This window comes from Paenibacillus xylaniclasticus, assembly GCF_004001065.1.
In the GTDB taxonomy this organism is placed as follows: domain Bacteria; phylum Bacillota; class Bacilli; order Paenibacillales; family Paenibacillaceae; genus Paenibacillus_T; species Paenibacillus_T xylaniclasticus.
Window position 1 is genome coordinate 1 of the sequence record NZ_BIML01000022.1, and the last position, 17,516, is coordinate 17,516.

A 17,516-nucleotide genomic window follows, 5' to 3' on the forward strand; every position below is an offset into this window, starting at 1 on the left:
TGCCCTAGACCGCTGGATCAAGCAAGCACAGGCAACCGGTTCTTTCAAGGAAAAGGACAATCGTTCATCAGAAGAAGAGGAACTGATTGCCTTGCGAAAAGAGAACCAGCGTCTGAAAATGGAGGTAGATATTTTAAAGCAAGCCGCGCTGATCATGGGACGAAAGTAGCTATCATAAAGAATAATCGTGATAAATACTCGGTATCAGCAATGTGCGACGTCCTGCAAATTGCAAGAAGTACGTTCTACTATGAAGCGAAAGAACGAGCAAAGGAAGATGAATTAACCGCAGCGATTGCGGAGATTTTCCACAAGAATCGCAAGGCATACGGTACGCGCAAGATCAAAGTGAAGCTACACGAACGCGGACTCATCGTTTCCAGACGACGCATTGGCCGCATCATGAAAGAACAAGGGCTCGTCTCCACTTACACAGTGGCACAATATAAGCCTCATAAATCATCATATAACGAAGCGACAACAGCAAATGTTCTAAAAAGGGAGTTTGATCAAACGGAAGCGAAACGCTTCGTCGTCAGTGATTTAACATATGTGAATGTCCAGAACCGCTGGCATTACCTTTGTGTGCTAGTAGATCTGTTTAATCGGGAGATCATTGGTCATAGTGCAGGTCCGAACAAGGACGCTGCTCTGATTACCCGTGCCTTTGCAACCGTTAAAGGTGACCTACGACAATCTGACCATAATGAACTTGTTAGATGTAACGCCGAACCGTTAAATAGGTTATAAAATTCAAGCATTTATGTGCGTACAGTCATATTAGGTGAATATTTATACAGGGGTAGTGAGGGTTAAGTTCTTTCGAGACTTGCCGCCCGATTCATTCGGCACTGGGTGGGGGGGTAAAAGAAAGACCTTGAGGATTGCCGCCCCCAAGGTCACATTGAATAAAATACTCATTCCTTCTGAACCTTACTTAGAGTATTTCATCTTTTCTTCCTTCAAAAACATTTCCCAGTTTTTGTAGAGACTCTGAACATTCGTTTCTATCGAATTAGATATGGGTTGTTGAACTGGCATATATCGGACAAAATTAGATATTTCCTCAGGATAATCGAAATCAGCATAAATAGCTTCGACCATTTCAAGAGGGTCTGGAAATTTGTCGAAAATGCTGTACAAGTAGCGCGCCGCCATCAGATAGATCCAAAGATGCTTTACCGTTGGATGAACCAAGCAGAGCATATGGATTGGAAAACAACCCATTCATCATCCAAAGTGATCAACTCCTAAACGCCATCACCACAAGAATTCCATGTGCTTGAAACTGCTGGAAAGTTAATGTTTCAGAGGCATGAGTTCATCAGCTACCAGGAAGCTTACGAGATCGTTACAAACTACATTCGTTTCTACAACAACGACGAATACACGGAAGTCTGTAAGATCTAGCTCCGAAGCAATTTCGACAAGCGGTAGCTCTGAAACAAGTACAAGCTAAAGTAGTTAAAGTGTGAAAAAATCAGTAAGAGTAAGATTTCGTTAGTTTAAGTGACTACGACTCAAATATTAAGGGGTTTACCCGTTACCTGTATATATCAACTGCTCGTCAACAGATTATCGTTACACCCTATCCATTGCTGCAACCTCAAAATAAGTTGCAGACAATGATACAATTTGATATCAGTACTTATACTTCTAGTTGTCGTGAAACCTACTCAAGAAGTTGCAACTTCCTTCACCTTCTCTATCGAAGCAGGATATTTTACAGTTACAAAATATTTGAAAAACCGGGAAAAAACGAAGATAACAAAAAACAGGTCAATCATGGTGTTATCTGACCATTATCGACCTGCTCAACGTAAAAGCCTCCCTATTATTTAGAATATAATTTTCAAGCATTTATGTGCGTACAAACATTTTAGAGGAATGTCATACGGGAGAGATGTGGATTAGGTTCCTTATGATAAAACCGCCCGTTTGATTCGGAACTGGGTAGGGGATAAAAAAGACCTTGGGGATTACACCCCAAGGTCAAAGGATGAAATGTAGTACAATTACTCAACATCAATAAGGTAGCTTACAAATTCCTCATGTAAAGCTATATCTTCGTTTAATGATTCCTTAGAATTTTCATCAACGAGATTAAGTTTTATTTTGTCTGCAAGAGCATCCCCACCATCTAACATAACAAGTATGGAATGAATTACTCCCCTAATAACTTCATCTTGCACTTTCCGAAATGCTTCTTGGTCTTGAGTAGATGATAGTTTCTCTTGCAATAATCTCATTTCTGATTCATTTTCTGTCCAAATCAAATCCGTTATTGGGTTTAGACTGTTTGTTGCCTGACTTGTCCAATAATCTTTTATAGCTTTCAAATGCTCAAACAATATCTTTTGTCTCTCCAAAGCAATACCTCCTTATGGATTATACCAATATTGACCATACTGTTTATCTATTTCTTTCGCAAAATCCTGTATCTCTCGTGCCGTCGGTGTTCTTCCCAATGATTTTTCCCATTTTGTCCATGCAGTAGTTATCTTAGAATGTATAGATGGGTCAACTCCTCGTAAATACTGTGTTTCATGAATATTGATACCTGCATCTTTCATAATAGATTCATACTTTTGAGGTAGAGTATGATGCACCTGATAATTACTTGGCATTCCTGGGTTTGATTTCACAAATAATTTACGATAGTTATTCTTAGTTGCAACTTCACAATTGTGAACCCAAATACCAAGGTTAGATACAAAATACGAACTAAAGTCTGCAACCTCAAAGTTATAAACCGTTGCTTCACGTGGCTCTTTCTCAATCTTATCTATCGCCAGTTTAGAACCATCGCTCGAAACAAGCAAGTCGCCAACTTTCAGGTCTTTAACAAGCGTCCATCCCTTGCCATCGAGCCAGAATGGATGCTCACCTGTAACTTCGATGATTTCATCGCCGAGGTGGACATAGTAAATTTCGTCAGCCTGTTTTTGGAACAGCCCCACGACTTCTTTATATGCCACTTCTCCGGTTTCATCAGATTTAGCAAGAACCCTATCCCCTACCTCGATTTCCTCGATAGGTTTCTCCCCTTCGTCTGTTAGAACCTTCGTTCCAGCCGTGAAGCAATTGCATCCGTTTGAAGCGCCTGTTTTCTTATCTTTCTTCGGATCAATTTTCACATTGGTAGATTGAGCAACTTGCTTTCCAGGCAATCGACTCGTGCCTGGCTTCCCTAGCGCTGAGAGACCTGCTGCCTGTAGCCGTTGTGGATCAACAATTTCCTGCTGATACATCAGCTCAGCTTCGGTAAAAGTCATCTTCACTACATGACTAAAATGATAGGTCATTTCAATGCCGTCGATACTAGCTTTCGGAATGTCCACAAATGCAAGCTGTTCCTTTGTAATCTTTCCTTTGTTCTGATCCAAGTACTCCAGCATTAAGACATGCTGTTCTACGGACAGATTTCCCCACTCGTTTAAGTTAAGAAAGAACCTCTTATCTTCTTCCGATAGCTTGTAGGAGATCCCTAGGCTAGCCGAGGCCGTATTCACGATTGCTTTAGTTGCCGGATTCGTATTCGTATAACTCGAGTTCACCGCAATTTCGGTCCGTCCAATTGTCGTTACGGTCTTGGTGGACGTATGGACGTATTGCCGTACGTGTAATCGATTTTACTATCTACTCTCTCCGTTTTGATGCCGACGCTGGTCGTTATCTTGTTCCACTCCGCCTCATTCATATAGCCCCGTGCTTTTACACCTTTGTCAACCGCTGCATATATGTCGTCTTGGAACGCAATAAGTGGAGTTACGGTATCAGTCTGCTTACCCCGGGCATTATTCGTTTTTTCTGCTTGTCGCACATCTTCAGCCAATTGTTGAATTGCTTTTCTTTCTTCGGAAGATGTGGCTTTATAATATGCACCCGTTAAAGCGATAATTTTGGCCTGTGCTTCTACACTCAGATATTTATCCGATGCGATCGTCGTATTCGTGACACTCTTCGTATCTCGCGGCAGTGCTTCCCCATCAATGTAGTAGGCCAGATGCAGGGTATCACTATCCGGATCGGTTACTTTGGCAGATGGGATGAACGTTTTTAGTTTGCTTACCGTCTGTCCTGCTGTCGGCGATATAATTTCCAGCGTCGGAATCCGTTGGATCTGATCGAAAATACTCGTCAGGGACGTACTGAAATCGGTATATAGGTCCAAATATTGACCGCCAGTCTGGTTAGTGAAATTGATCAATTGCGATTGAATTCCGCTTGTACCGATAACGGTCATCGTGATCCGATTGTCCTTCAAATATTGAATAACACTGGCATCCGTATGGCCTCGCGCGCTATAGATGTTCTCGTCGCCGATCAAGATAAAATACTTGGAGGCATTAACATCGAACGGATAATTTTGCGCGGCATCCATAATTGCATCTAGACCGTTCTCTATTCCGCCTTCCGTATAGATTTGTCCAACCTGATTTTTGAACGTGTTCACATCGCTGGTCAGATCGTATCTTATTGGAATATATTCATAAGATACCAATCCGAGCCGATAGGACACACCTCTTGCGGCAAGCAGGTCAGCGAAATGGTTGACGTTATTTTTAACCGCGTTAATCGACGAATCCATGCTTTCCGAACGGTCGATAATGAACACGATATCGACGCTGCTTTTCGCAAGCGCCGGCGACGGATTTAACATCACGGATGAAACGATGACAGCAATACAAATCAAAAACGAGACAAACCGTTTCAATAACCCCACTCCTTTGTCGCCAACCTATTCCACGGTATAGGTGATTTTCGTCTGATCGTTCGTCTTAGCCAGCAGACGAATGCCATTCACGAACGTCTTGTTCGGATTGTGTACCACAATTATGATTTCGCCCGGCTTGAACGACGTAATCGTCATGCCCGCCTTCACGATCGGCCCTGCTGATAGCTCAACGTCCGGCGTTACCGCGCTAAGATCCAGCACTTCCAGCGCATCAGGGTCATACGTTACAGTAATCGTCCGGTCAACCACGCCAACTGTCGGCGGAGCCACGACAACGAAGTTAAACATATTGTCCTTACCCGGATTCGCGACCATGGCAGAAGCTGTTTTCTTCTCGAGCAGCATTGACCAGACGCCTGCTCCGCTGATTCCCGATCGTGCACGTACTCGATAGGTATGAATCGTGTTCGGCTCAAGCGACTTATGAATATAACTGTTGGTCGTCAGACCCGGCACAATCTCTCCGTCGACCTCCAGATCGTAAAAATATCCTGATGCCGCTTCCGTCCAGGTCAACGCGATCGAATCTGATGTGGCCTTAACCGTCTTGAAGGTCAAAATCTCCGGCAATGTGATTTCCCTAATTAGCGCACTCCAGTTGCCGGCAGTCGAGCCGTTCAGCGCTCGGACGCGATAAGTATGATAGGTGTTCGGCGCAAGCCCCGCGTGCATATACTCGGTGCCTAAGCCTGTCGGTACGATCTGGCCGTCTATCTCGATTTCATAGCTGTCCGCGCCTTCAACAGCTTCCCAGCCTAGATGAATGAACTGGCTGGAGGCATAAACGTTCGTGAACACAGGCACGCCCAGCATCGTAGTCCCCGTCACCGCCTGGCTCCATTGTCCCGTAAGGCTGCCGCTCTTCGCCCGTACACGGTACACATGCACCGTCGATGGTGTTAAATCGGTATGCTCCCAGCTCGTTGTGCCTACAACCTCGATAACTACGCCATCTGCAGCGACCTCATATGATGCAGCTCCCGGCACAGCGTCCCAGCTTACGATGATGGACGTGGCCGTCGGGGCTAGAGAAACGTTCTCCACCTTAGCTAACTCCGTTACGGCCGTAACCCAATCGCTCCACATTCCCGTCCCGCCGGCGTTGATCGCCCGAACGCGATAATGATGCTCCGTATTCGGTTTCAGTCCAGTATGCTCGAACAACAGCTCCAGTCCGGTGCTGTAGACGACGCCGTCCGCTTCGACCTCATAACCGGATGCTCCCGGTACAGGGTCCCAAGTCAACGTCACCGACGTTCCGGATGATGCAGTACGCAGATTGACCGGGACATTCGACAGTGTCGTTCTCGTCAGCAGCGCACTCCAGCCGCTCGTAATGCTTCCGTTCTTGGCACGAACACGATACGAATGCTCCGTATTCGATTCCAATCCTTGCGCGATGTACGTCGTGCTCGTCCCATTATCGATCACAACGCCGTCAGCTTCGATATCATATCCTGTTGCACCTGGAACGAGTCTCCAGCTCACTTGAATGCTGTTCATATCGACAACGGCTTGAAGTCCCTCCGGCACTGATGGAAGCGTCGTCGTCGTCACAGCATCGCTCCATAGACTCGTACCTTCATCGTTGCCCGCACGCACCCGGTAGCTGTGCTCCGTATTCGGTGCTAATTTCTCGTGCAGATAGGTGCTTGTCGTCACACGCTCTATCGTCCCGTCGATCTCCAGCTCGTACCATTTCGCACCGGATACCGGGTCCCACGAGACGGATACGGATACATCGGTCGCAACTGCTTTAAGCGCGCCAGGTACACCTGGCAGAGTCGCCTTGGCGACAACTTCACTCCATTTGCCTGGACCGCTGCTGTTAACCGCCCGAACGCGGAAAGACCGCTGCAAATTCGGATTAAGGTTCGACTCGGTGTAAGTGACGGCCGCTCCGTTATCGATAATCGAATTATCTGCCTCGATCTCGTAGAACACCGCGCCACGGACCGGGTCCCAATCCAGTACGATCGAATCGCTCGTCGACTGTAGTCTTATCGGACCGGGAACACCAGGGAGCGTCCATACCTCGTGCAGAACAGACCAATCTCCGCGCAGCGACCCGCTGTTCGCGCGTACCCGGTAGCGGTGAACGCTTCCAGACTCCAGCGGACCGTGAACGTACTGCGTCAGCGCGCCAAGCGCAACGATCTTGCCGTCAAGCTCCAGCTCATAACCGTTCGCGTTGAAAGCTTCCGTCCAGACTAGCGTCATGTCGGAGTCAGAAGGCAGCGGCGTCAAGGTCGGCTGCGCCAAAGGAATCAGCTGCGGTGATGGCACCGTCTCCTCGCTGATCGTCGGGCTGGACCAAGACAAATTCGCTCTCGGCTGATTGCTGCTTCCGACGTACTCCATCCGAATGTCGTAACGTCTGCCGCCTTCCAGCTCGATCTTGCCCTCCTCCCGAATATCGCCCGACGCGGTCCAGTTGTCGATCAGCTTAACTCCGTCAATCCACAGCCGGACGCCGCCTCGCACTGACGCGGCGAACGTATACATACCTGAGCTGTACACTTCGACTTGTCCGCTCCAGCGAACCGAATAGCCGCCGTCGGTTAAGCCTGTTGATGTGACTGGAAATTTATTTCTGAGATCAATGGTTGGATCCAACAGCGTTGTTGAATTGCCATTCAAATCACGCTCTTCAAAATATTCAGCCTTCAATCCTGACAACGAATATTTGAGCTTCGTATGTCCCATACCGCCTGCTCCAGTACGTACGGTCGGCTTCGAGTTGGATGTCAGGTCCCCCCCCATCTCCCATACGCCGCCAGTCTCAATATTCAGGTGGTTGTTGACATGGACGTCGCCGTGAATAAACAGGTCACCATCCGAAATCCGAATATTGGCCGTTTCGTTATTCGATACAAGCTCCCCGAGGAGCATTTCCTCACGTACCGTCATATCGACCTTCGTATTAATGTGCAGACTGTTCTCGACGATCATCCGGTCCGCTGATACATTTAACTGACCGTTGTTATATATCAAGCTGCCCGCGACCAGATTTCCGTCCACTTGAACTGTCGAATCATTATTGAGATGAATCGTTCCCGTCACTCTCAAGTCAGAGCCGACGCCTAGATCCGACTGATTCAAGCCTCGTACAAATATTTCAGCTCCCTGATTCGCATTCAGACCGCCGTTAACGATCAGCGTACCGTAGACAGTCAGCGTCAGCTTTCGGTTCGTGTTAATCCCGCTCGTCTCAACAACGACAGGCTTATCTGGAGAACCGAACGTAACGGAATAGTCCAGATTCAATTGTCCAGCCTTTATGTACGTTACCGTTGACGTACTGGTCTGGATCGCATTTGTTATACCCGTTGCATCACAGTGGCTGCAGTCGATAGCATCATGCCGATAGGTTTGCCATTGCTGCTCCAGCGCTGCAAGCTCTGCTTGCATGTAACGATGAATTTCCGCTCCTAACCCGGGAAGTGAATAGCTTGCAATCGCTTGATGCTCATTTTTTTGCGCTCCCGAAATTAACACATGATTACCTGCCATCAAATTCTGCTCCGAAGGAATACTGATGACCGGCGAGCTCGGAATACGCGGCGCTAACGTTTGCGGCACAGCTGAGTTGCCCCCCGCACCGCTAATGGCCGCTGAACCGGATGCATAAGCGGCATCAACACTCGGCCAAGCGAGGATCAACGAGAGGATCAAGCTTATCAGTCGAGCATACTCTCTAAAGCCTCTCTTCATTCGTAAACCCATCTCCTGTCTGTACAAAATGTAGGCTGATCAACCCATCCCTTCTCCATAAGGCGGTCATTACCAATGGCTCGACTGAACTATGAAAGTCATTGTCCGTTAGGGAAAGAAGATCGTCACACTCAGCCACGAACAGGTCAAATGGACTAAGACAAAATCCATTAGACACAAAAAATTCATTCTATGTTAATATTGTGATTCTCTAACGTTTCGATAGATTTCTCCTCATTTCGTCAAAATAGTACAAAAGTCACTCTTGTGTTTAACATAACATATCAACTCTCATCCCCCCCGCATTCAGCAAAGCTTCAGCCTGTACTTCGCCAATAAAGGCTATAATAGGGCTGTAGAACGAACTGCAAAACGTACATGTCGCATTCGTTGAATGGAGGGACGTCTATGAAGCCGATACCCGGCATCAAAATATTGCTCGTCGACGACGAGCCTCATATTGTGCAATTTCTTGAGTTAGGATTAGTGAACGAGGGCTTCGAGGTGCGGACTGCGCCTGACGGTATGACGGCGATTAACGTGGCGCAGCAGTTTATGCCGCATGTCGTTATTCTCGATGTGATGATGCCAGGCATGGACGGCTTCGAGACGTGCCGGATGCTGAAGAAGAGCGGCAGCGAGATCGCTGTCATTATGCTGACCGCCAAGGATGAGGTGGAAGACCGAGTGAAAGGATTGACGCTCGGCGCCGACGACTACCTTATAAAGCCGTTCAGCTTCGAGGAGCTGCTTGCCCGTATCCGGGCTAGACTGCGCAATCAGTTCCCGATGCTGTTCGGAGAGGTGACGGTCGGCCCGTTCCGCGTCGACGACCGCCGCAAAGAAATTTCGTACGAGGGCGAGCCGCTGGAGCTGTCCCCAACCGAGTATGAGCTGCTGAAATATATGATTGCCAATCACGGCATTGTGCTGAGCAAATCGACGATTCTGGACAAGGTGTGGGGGTACGATTTCGGCGGGGAAGAAAATATCGTTGAGGTATACGTCCGCTCGCTGCGGGACAAGCTCCGAGACAAGGAGCATAAGCTGATTCGAACGCTGCGCGGCGCCGGATACCGGATCGATCTGCCATGAGGTGGTCATCGTTCACTGCGAGGCTGAAGCTGCTCCTGTCTCCGCACTCACTCCGGTCTCAGCTGCTCGCCAGATCGCTTATCGTTCTAGCCGCCCTACTCTTGCTGATCGGTACGTTTCAATATGTCATTATGAGAGATTTCCTCTATCGTAATCAGGCAAATTCGATGATGGCGGAGCTGCGCAATGTGCCGCACGAGCTGTTCGACCGCGGCGGACCATTCGGCGGAGCGACGAGGCCCTATCCGAGAGAAGGTCGTGCTGCCGGAGCTGCAGGAAGCGGAATGGACGAAAGCTACGTGAGCAAGCCGCCCGATAACTCGTTCCTGTTCATGCAGAACAAATCGCTTGCTATCGTAAGAACCGACTCCTTCATCGACGTAACAGCGGATAGAGGCGTCACGCCGCCGCAGTTGACCAAGGCTAAGTATGATGAGATTCGTTCGAACAACGGGCAACCGCGCTATGAGGTGGCCGCCTCCAGCGACGGGACCGAGCAGCTGCTCGTATTTCTGAAGCTGACTCCCGACTCAGAGGAAATGATCCAGCTCGGGCAGACGACGAGGCCGCTCAAGGAACAGCTGCTCAGCCAGTTACTCATCTTCGGTATACTGTCCATTCTTGCGCTGGCAGGCGGTCTTCTACTCTATTTGCCCATTCTCAAAAGAACGCTTCGTCCGCTGAACAAAATGGTAGAAACGGTAGAGCGTATCGACGCCGGCAGCTTGAACGAACGGTCTCCGGTCGAACAAGGTCAGCTCGAAATCGACCGGCTCGCTGATTCGTTCAATGGCATGCTCGAACGGCTGGAACGGTCGTTCCAATCCGAGCGGGAAGCGAAGGAGCAGATGCGCCAGTTTATCGCAGATGCCTCCCATGAGCTGCGCACGCCGCTGACATCTATTCACGGCTTTATCGAGGTGCTGCTTCGCGGCGCGGCGGAACGACCGGAACAGCTCTATATGGCGCTGAACAGCATGCACGGCGAGTCAACGAGAATTAAGAAGCTCGTCGAGGACCTGCTAACGCTGGCTAAGCTGGACCGTGCGCCGCAGCTGCAGCTAACGACAGCTCGGTTGGATCGACTGATGGAAGAGATGGAGCCACATTTGCACATGCTCGCGGAGAGCAGGCTCGTCCGATTCGATGTGGAGCCGAACATTCAAGCGGTCTGTGACGCAGATAAAATCAAGCAAGTCATTCTAAATCTGTTCCACAATGCGGTGCAGCATACCGATCCGCAGCTTGGCGAAATTGATGTGTCGGTCTATTCCACAGGGGGGCGGGCAGCCGTCTCCATCCGCGATAACGGCAGCGGCATTGCAGCAGACCATCTGCCGCACGTATTCAATCGGTTCTATCGGAGCGACGTCTCGCGCACCCGCAAGCTCGGCGGCTCCGGGCTCGGGCTGTCGATCTCTCGCTCAATCGTCGAGGCACATGGCGGCTCCATCTTCGTCGACAGCACGCTCGGCGCTGGCTCGACCTTCACGTTTACGCTGCCGATAAGCGGCAGTTAGCTTAGTTGGATGAAACATAAAAAAGAAATGGCGGTGTCAAGGTAGTCCTTGTACCGCCATTTCTTCTCGGACGAGGTTAAAGAGTAGAATTTATGCACTCCGTGCAGCCTTTCGTCCGTTGTCGGAGTCTACGAGCGATGCGTTCGAACGGGAGGCCGTACGTTCCCGCCTTCTAACTCGGTACGACCCGATACACCGCTCTCCCATTCACGCGGCTTCGCTTCACTCTTGTATGGATTCGGGAGATGCTCGTAATGTCGGTTTTTCCGCTGCTGTCCTTTGTCACTTTCATTCGTAAAATAAGGCCGCGAACCGTATGCTCATTGTTATACAGCTTGGTCGATATAAAATTGCCCAGCGAATAAGCCGCCACCCGATGCTTCACGATTCCGCTTGCGTCCTTCACCTTACCGAATGTAATCGGCTGCAGAACGTGAGGATGGGCGCCAATCACCGCGTTAACTCCGTAACGGAACAGCGCCTGTACAATTCTACGCTGCTTCGCGCTTGGCGTCCGCTTATATTCCACGCCGAAATGCAGGCAGGCGATTATGATATCCGCCCGCTTCTTGAGCGCTCTAACGTCAGCGGCGATTCGGGGAAGACGGATTTTGTTGACGAGATATGGCTGCGCCACCGGATTGCGATTCGTCCCCGTCGTATACGACAGAATACCAACTCGAATGCCTTTCACCGGAATGACCGTGTATCGTCTTGACTCTGCCAGCGTACGGGAAGTGCCGGTATGGCGCAGACCATACTGATCCAATATTTGGAGCGTCCGTTTTAAGCCTGCGGCGCCGCGGTCTACGCAATGATTGTTCGCCGTAGTCAACAGATCGAAGCCAAGCCGCTTCAGCGTGCCGGCGAAGGAGTCGGGACAGTTAAATGACGGCCAGCCGGTATGCGCTTTGCGCAGCTCATATTTGCCGGACGGCCCCGGCGGGCCGGAGAACGTCGTCTCCAGGTTGCCGATCGTTAGATCGGGGCTGCGAAGATACGGTTTCACGGCTGCGAACAGCGGATCGAAGTCGTAGCTCTTCGAGCCTGCGCGGCGAGCCGATTCGATTATCCGGCCTTTCATTAATAGATCGCCGACTGCGGCAATCGTAATCGAAGCCAAAGGATCGCCTCCTGCCTCCTGCTTATCTTATGAAGTGCTATACCATATTCACACCGCACAAGACATGCGTAGGCATTCAAGCAAGGAAGACGATCCGATCCGTTTCACCAAGTCTATGCCCTAAGCTTAACGAAGCCGAATACATACAGGCTTAACCATATCATAGCCTTGTTCCGTCAGTGCTGGATAACCGTCCTCCCCAATGGACAGAACAGCAATGCGATCTGAATCTTGATTCGCCGTAAGCAGCCAGCGGCCGCCCGGCACGAGCAGGAAGTGACGCGGCGCCTTGCCGCCTGACGGCGTATGCCCGATCAGCTCCAGCAGACCCTCTTCGCCAACGCGAAATGAGACGATGCTGTCGTGGCCCCGATTCGAACCATATACGTAACGGCCATCCTCCGATACCGCAATTTCTGCACATAGATTGAAGCCGTCGAAATCAGCAGGCAGTGCAGGTACTGTCTGACGATGGGTTAATAGACCTTCTGCACGGTCAAGCTCGTACACCGAAATCGTATTCGACAATTCCTCAATTACATAGACAAGCGACAGCGTCGGATGGAACGCAAGATGACGCGGACCAGCGCCTGGCGCAGCCTTCGTCTCGTGCAGCAGCGCAAGCTTGCCCTCCTTCCGATCCAGCCGATAGGTATAGATCGTATCCGTGCCAAGATCGTTCACCAGATAGAGTGCTGTTCCAGGAACCGCATAGATCGAATGGGGATGCGAGCACTCTTGACGATTCGGATTGACGCTGCTTCCTTCATGCTTGATCGTATCTGAAGCCGGGCCGATCGAGCCATCCTTGGCAATCGGGTAGACGCTTACCGGACCGCCGCTGTAATTGACGAGCAGCAGCCATTGGCCCGACTCATCAATCGTCAAATGGCAAGGATCATCACCATTAGAGGACTGCCGATTTGTTTCCGCCAACGCTTCGCCCTCACGGCCGAAAGCAACGATCGCTCCATTGGACGTCTCGCTGACGGCGAATAGCCTGTCCGCTTCCTTCACATAAGCCAGAAACGAAGGATTGTCTACACACGTCAGACCTTCACCTTCGCTTAGTATGCCCGTTTCGGTATCGAACGCAAGAGCACGAATGCCGTTATTATTCGCTGTATTATATGAGCCTGCCCATAATAAGACCTTATTCATATGCTGCATGATGCCGCCTCTCCTTCAGTCGTTTTCTGCCAGCATACTTGTGTACTCCGCCTTAGTCAACCTCCAACAGCCATTCTCACCCTTTACGTACATCATCTCACAGCATAATGGCCGTCCTTGAAGGAAAAATTATTTGTATCTCATAAGAAAAGGGGTGCTGTCAACAGCATGAAGAAGGTTGTAGCCACAGCCGTCGTCCTCGCTGCTCTGCTTACAGGCTGCGGAGCCGGAAACAACGACAACAATGGTAATAATGGCGACCATGGCGTGAAGCAAATGAATTATGGCAAAATTTCTGCAAAATCGACGAAAGAAAATTTCACGGCACAATCTACGCCTAATACGACGCAGCGTTGGATCGTCATTGGGGGCAACGCCGGCAATTTCAACTGGGACAACATTAAGCTGCCTGCCGGATTCCGGGTGGTCCCTCAATACCCGACGACCAATCCGTCAAATCCGGCCACGCCGTCTACGCCGTCGCAGCCTTCGACGCCATCAACGCCAACCACTCCATCTACTCCAACAGGAGGCGGCGATACGACGGGAACGGGAGCTCCATCGACTCAGGCGAAGCAGGTGCTCGATCTAGTCAACGCGCAGCGTAAGAATAACGGTCTTAACGCATTGACGCTCGATAATGCATTGTCGAACATGGCGCTCGTGAAAGCTAAAGATATGATCAATAACAATTATTTCTCCCACAACTCTCCGACATACGGCTCGCCGTTCGATATGATGAAGAAATTCGGCATTTCGTACCGGACGGCAGGAGAGAACATCGCGAAGGGGCAGAAGACCGCTCAGCAGGTCATGAACGACTGGATGAACAGCTCCGGCCACCGCGCCAACATTCTGAACAGCGGCTACACGAAGCTTGGCGTCGGCTTCTACAACAACGCCTGGGTGCAGGAGTTTACCGGCTAACAATAAAACAGGAGGACGATCTGTCGTCCTCCTGTGTGATGTTAATTGCGATGCACAATATCATACGCGAATTTAGATAATGGCCTTCGGCTGAATTCTTCCGGCTCCATGGAGAAACCATATTGGAAGAGCGCGATTTCCCGATCGGTAAGCGTAAGTCCTGTACCAGCATCTTCGAACAGTTTTTTCAAATCCGCTTTCAGCAGGTCGGCATATTTCTTCCGCTTATACAGCAGCTCCCGCGCGTAGTCCTTATGACTTTGATATACGCTCGTTAGCTCGAACGTCTCGATGTTGTTCTGAATTCGTTCACGCTTACTGCCTGATGCCGTCAGGACAATTTCGATATTGAAGCTCGTATTATCTCCCAAGATTGAACCGATTGTAGAGCCGGAGTTGTAATTGACCTTGAAATAAGCATCCGCCTCAAAGCCTTCTTCATACGGATATAACAGCTCTACGCCTTTGTCGAGCTTGAATCTGGAATTACATATTTGACACGAAGGGACAAAATTATATAGCGACAATGAGAACAACGGAAATTGGGATTTCGGATAGAAGTGGTCCAAATCCGCCGTCGTGTGATATCTCTGCTTTTTATTTTTCCAATAGTACGTTATAAATTGCCGGTTACAGTAAGGGCAGACGTCGGTCCCCATTCGGTGCAGCAGCTCGTGTCGAAGCTCGTCCGGCAGATCCCTCTCGTAACTGACGATTGCTTTTATGCTTTCGTTCAATTGATCCAGAGCTTGGCTCACTCCGGTGATGAAAGCTTTAAACTTCTCGTTCGATTGAGCGTAATCCCGATATTGTTGGATATACGGCTCAACCCACGGATTTCGGAAACGGTCGACGAATTCCACTCTGTACTGCTGCTGATGAAGCCTGTTCCTCGGTCTCCCCAGCCGCTCCAGCTCCCGATTCACCTGAAACGAGCTATAATGGACAAGCAGGCCTGTCTTCCAATAATTCTCGATGATAGGATTCCTGCTTATTAAGTGATGCAAATCCCCGGCAATAAGCTGCTCGACGAACGCTTCATCCAGCTGACCGCCTCCATTCTCGAACAGCTCCGTCGCCCTATGAATCGTGAACACTTGAACAGGAGCTCCTGAGCCAGAAGCAGCTGCATACCGTAACTTCAGCCCTGCTTTCATTTCATTCCAATAATAGGGGGCCACTTGCGCTAATAATTGCGGATTAATTTGGATCATAACGGCCCTCGGCTTGTCTCTTTAATCGTTCCAGCTCCTTCTCCATCTCCCGGATTCGTGCTTGCAGTTCTGAATGCTCTGTGAACGTTCGCACTTTGGCGCGCATATGCTCCTGCAGCTTGGAACGGATGATGTCCTCCCCAATCGAATCAATAATGCCGCTCACACGTTCGATTGCTTCAGGATCGTAAGTCGTCCACTCATTAATCTCAGTAAGCAGATTATTGAATAAGTTCGCCGCGAACTGTCCGATCGGCGATTCAATGAAGAAATCTTTCTTTATAATATCGTAGAAATTACTCATCAGTCCGAAGTCCGCTTTCTTCACGATCCGCTCCAGCCGTCCTTCTTTCTCCTTCACGTCAATGCAGGTAATATGCTCGCTCGGAATGTCAGAGACCATGAACGGAGAATGCGTCGTCAGCACAATTTGAAATTGAATCGGCCGGTCGAATTTCGCGAGGCTAATAAACTCCGTCAAATAATAAACGTACCTTCTAGACCATTCCGGATGAAATGAGGCGTCCGGCTCATCGAGCAGCAGCAGCACCGTATCAACCTCGGGATGATTAAAGCCGAGCTGCACGGCGGCATGAAGTCCGGCAAAGCCGTGAATAAACTCAAGCTCCCCTGCGCTTAAATTCCGGATCGTAATCTCCACTAAGCTGCGGCTGCTCGAATCTTCTCGTTCAAACAGCGCCAACAGCTCATAAAGGCCTTGATCGAAGCTTGCCCACGCGTAGGCGCGAATCTCCGTAGAAGATACAAAATGCGCTTCGTTTGCCCTCATTAATGCATTTACCGCTAATCCATAAAAATCCGGATGGATCGTCGCTTCTAACCGCTTCATCCATTCAGGCTCCAAAGTGCGGCAAATCTCATGGATCACTTCTAACAGGTAGGCAGTCTTATCGGATAACGGAACGATGTTCTCAATTCTAGTCTTGCAAGCATTCTGCTCATCTTGGTTCAACAGCTGCTGTGCACGATTAAGCCATAAATCAATGATGACCGCCTCTAGAAAAACAATAATAAACTTTTGCTTCTCCGATATGCCGTCGTCTGATGATCGTTCCTCTAAATCGTCGTAGATATGAATTCTTGTGTCCCGCTCGTTAAAATAGAGAATCTCTTCCGGCTTCCAATAGAGCCGGAGATCGAACAGCCGACGCAGCTCCTGCCGAGCTGCAAAGCCAGGGAACAAGCTGCTTGCCAGCTTGACCTCGCATACGGCTTCTCCGATGGTGAATACCTGCTCCAGAAGCTTAAATTCGCTGGCCATAAACCGATACAGATGCGCGTACAGCGGCTTCGTTATATAAATTCGCTGATAGCTTACAGACAAATCGTCCGTATCCTGATATACAGGACTCGTATACCAGCGACGGTCTGATTGCTTAGGCATGTAGAGCGAGACGAGCTGCTCTCTTAGACTGTATTTTTTCTTGCCGTTGGTGTGCTTTACGAACTGGATATAGTCCTGGTATTCGGCTGTCTGCTTCTCGTAATGGTAATGGAAGGTAAGGCTGAATTCTTGACTCGTAAATTGTGGGAGATCGGTAATAAAGCTGATCAGCTCCCGATCATTGCCTTCCACTACAAAGCTTGCGTCCCCCAAATAATAAAGCGCGAACCAGGAGGCATTCTCGAACAGCTGATCGCGGCGCATTTTTTGAGAGCCGAACAGATCGAGCAACGTCGTCTTGCCTGCACCGTTCTTGCCGACGATCATATTAATGGTAGATATATTCGGTCCCCATAAGTTCCGATAAGGATTCCGAAGCCGCTCGATATGCAAACGGGCGGACTTCACCTTATCTCCAGGAGTGTAGGTAATGTTAAAATCGTTCGTGAAGCTGAACTCCTGACTGTAAAAGCATCGACCTATATCATGGATATACAAATAGACAAGCTGCGGGTTCATTGGTTTCTCCTCATGCTTCAAATTCATTCGTCGTCAGCAATCCGTTATTAATGTAATAATTTACAATATATTCTCAACTGTAGCATACGAC

11 protein-coding genes and 2 pseudogenes are annotated in these 17,516 nt (G+C 49.4%); 4 read left to right on the forward strand and 9 right to left on the reverse strand.

Annotated elements, in window-relative coordinates; translation table 11 throughout:
• Positions 1–693: pseudogene (locus PXY01_RS16925) on the forward strand (IS3 family transposase); the annotation flags it as partial.
• Positions 694–933: 240 nt separating this feature from the next.
• On the opposite strand, the gene PXY01_RS23355 reads toward PXY01_RS16925, so the two are convergent.
• The 5 genes and pseudogenes from PXY01_RS23355 to PXY01_RS16950 form a co-directional block, all read right to left on the reverse strand.
• Positions 934–1,227: a DUF2247 family protein gene (locus PXY01_RS23355; protein ID WP_127571433.1), complete on the reverse strand. Its 294-nt coding sequence runs from the start codon at positions 1,225–1,227 to the stop codon at positions 934–936.
• Positions 1,228–2,015: 788 nt separating this feature from the next.
• The gene (locus PXY01_RS16935; protein ID WP_127571435.1) at positions 2,016–2,369 is read right to left on the reverse strand and encodes a histidine kinase; all 354 of its coding nucleotides are present in this window, start codon (positions 2,367–2,369) and stop codon (positions 2,016–2,018) included.
• A gap of 306 nt (positions 2,370–2,675) precedes the next feature.
• Positions 2,676–3,092, reverse strand: a pseudogene (locus PXY01_RS16940) (polymorphic toxin-type HINT domain-containing protein); the annotation flags it as partial.
• A gap of 491 nt (positions 3,093–3,583) precedes the next feature.
• Positions 3,584–4,717, reverse strand: coding sequence for a vWA domain-containing protein (locus PXY01_RS16945; RefSeq protein WP_127571437.1), 1,134 nt, complete (start codon positions 4,715–4,717; stop codon positions 3,584–3,586).
• A gap of 24 nt (positions 4,718–4,741) precedes the next feature.
• Positions 4,742–8,452, reverse strand: coding sequence for a fibronectin type III domain-containing protein (locus tag PXY01_RS16950; RefSeq protein WP_164744473.1), 3,711 nt, complete (start codon positions 8,450–8,452; stop codon positions 4,742–4,744).
• A gap of 408 nt (positions 8,453–8,860) precedes the next feature.
• Between PXY01_RS16950 and PXY01_RS16955 the strand changes: the two genes are divergently transcribed.
• Together PXY01_RS16955 and PXY01_RS16960 are read left to right on the forward strand one after the other, a co-directional pair.
• Complete coding sequence (locus PXY01_RS16955; protein ID WP_127571441.1) at positions 8,861–9,547, forward strand: response regulator transcription factor; 687 nt, start codon at positions 8,861–8,863, stop codon at positions 9,545–9,547.
• Positions 9,544–11,067, forward strand: coding sequence for a sensor histidine kinase (locus PXY01_RS16960; RefSeq protein ID WP_127571443.1), 1,524 nt, complete (start codon positions 9,544–9,546; stop codon positions 11,065–11,067). Before PXY01_RS16955 ends, PXY01_RS16960 begins: the two co-directional genes overlap by 4 nt.
• Before the next feature lie 172 nt (positions 11,068–11,239).
• Here the strand turns inward: PXY01_RS16960 and PXY01_RS16965 are convergent, their stop codons facing one another.
• Both PXY01_RS16965 and PXY01_RS16970 read right to left on the reverse strand, forming a co-directional pair.
• The gene (locus PXY01_RS16965; protein WP_127571445.1) at positions 11,240–12,190 is read right to left on the reverse strand and encodes a CapA family protein; all 951 of its coding nucleotides are present in this window, start codon (positions 12,188–12,190) and stop codon (positions 11,240–11,242) included.
• Positions 12,191–12,316: 126 nt separating this feature from the next.
• On the reverse strand, positions 12,317–13,360 hold the full coding sequence (locus PXY01_RS16970; RefSeq protein ID WP_127571447.1) for a lactonase family protein: 1,044 nt from the start codon (positions 13,358–13,360) through the stop codon (positions 12,317–12,319).
• 168 nt (positions 13,361–13,528) lie between these two features.
• On the opposite strand from PXY01_RS16970, the gene PXY01_RS16975 reads away from it, so the two are divergent.
• Positions 13,529–14,287, forward strand: coding sequence for a CAP domain-containing protein (locus PXY01_RS16975; RefSeq protein ID WP_127571449.1), 759 nt, complete (start codon positions 13,529–13,531; stop codon positions 14,285–14,287).
• A gap of 41 nt (positions 14,288–14,328) precedes the next feature.
• On the opposite strand, the gene PXY01_RS16980 is transcribed toward PXY01_RS16975, so the two are convergent.
• Positions 14,329–15,501, reverse strand: coding sequence for a hypothetical protein (locus PXY01_RS16980; protein ID WP_127571451.1), 1,173 nt, complete (start codon positions 15,499–15,501; stop codon positions 14,329–14,331).
• Complete coding sequence (locus PXY01_RS16985; RefSeq protein ID WP_164744474.1) at positions 15,488–17,425, reverse strand: AAA family ATPase; 1,938 nt, start codon at positions 17,423–17,425, stop codon at positions 15,488–15,490. The genes PXY01_RS16980 and PXY01_RS16985 overlap by 14 nt, the downstream gene beginning before the upstream one ends.
• Between the last annotated feature and the right edge of the window lie 91 nt (positions 17,426–17,516).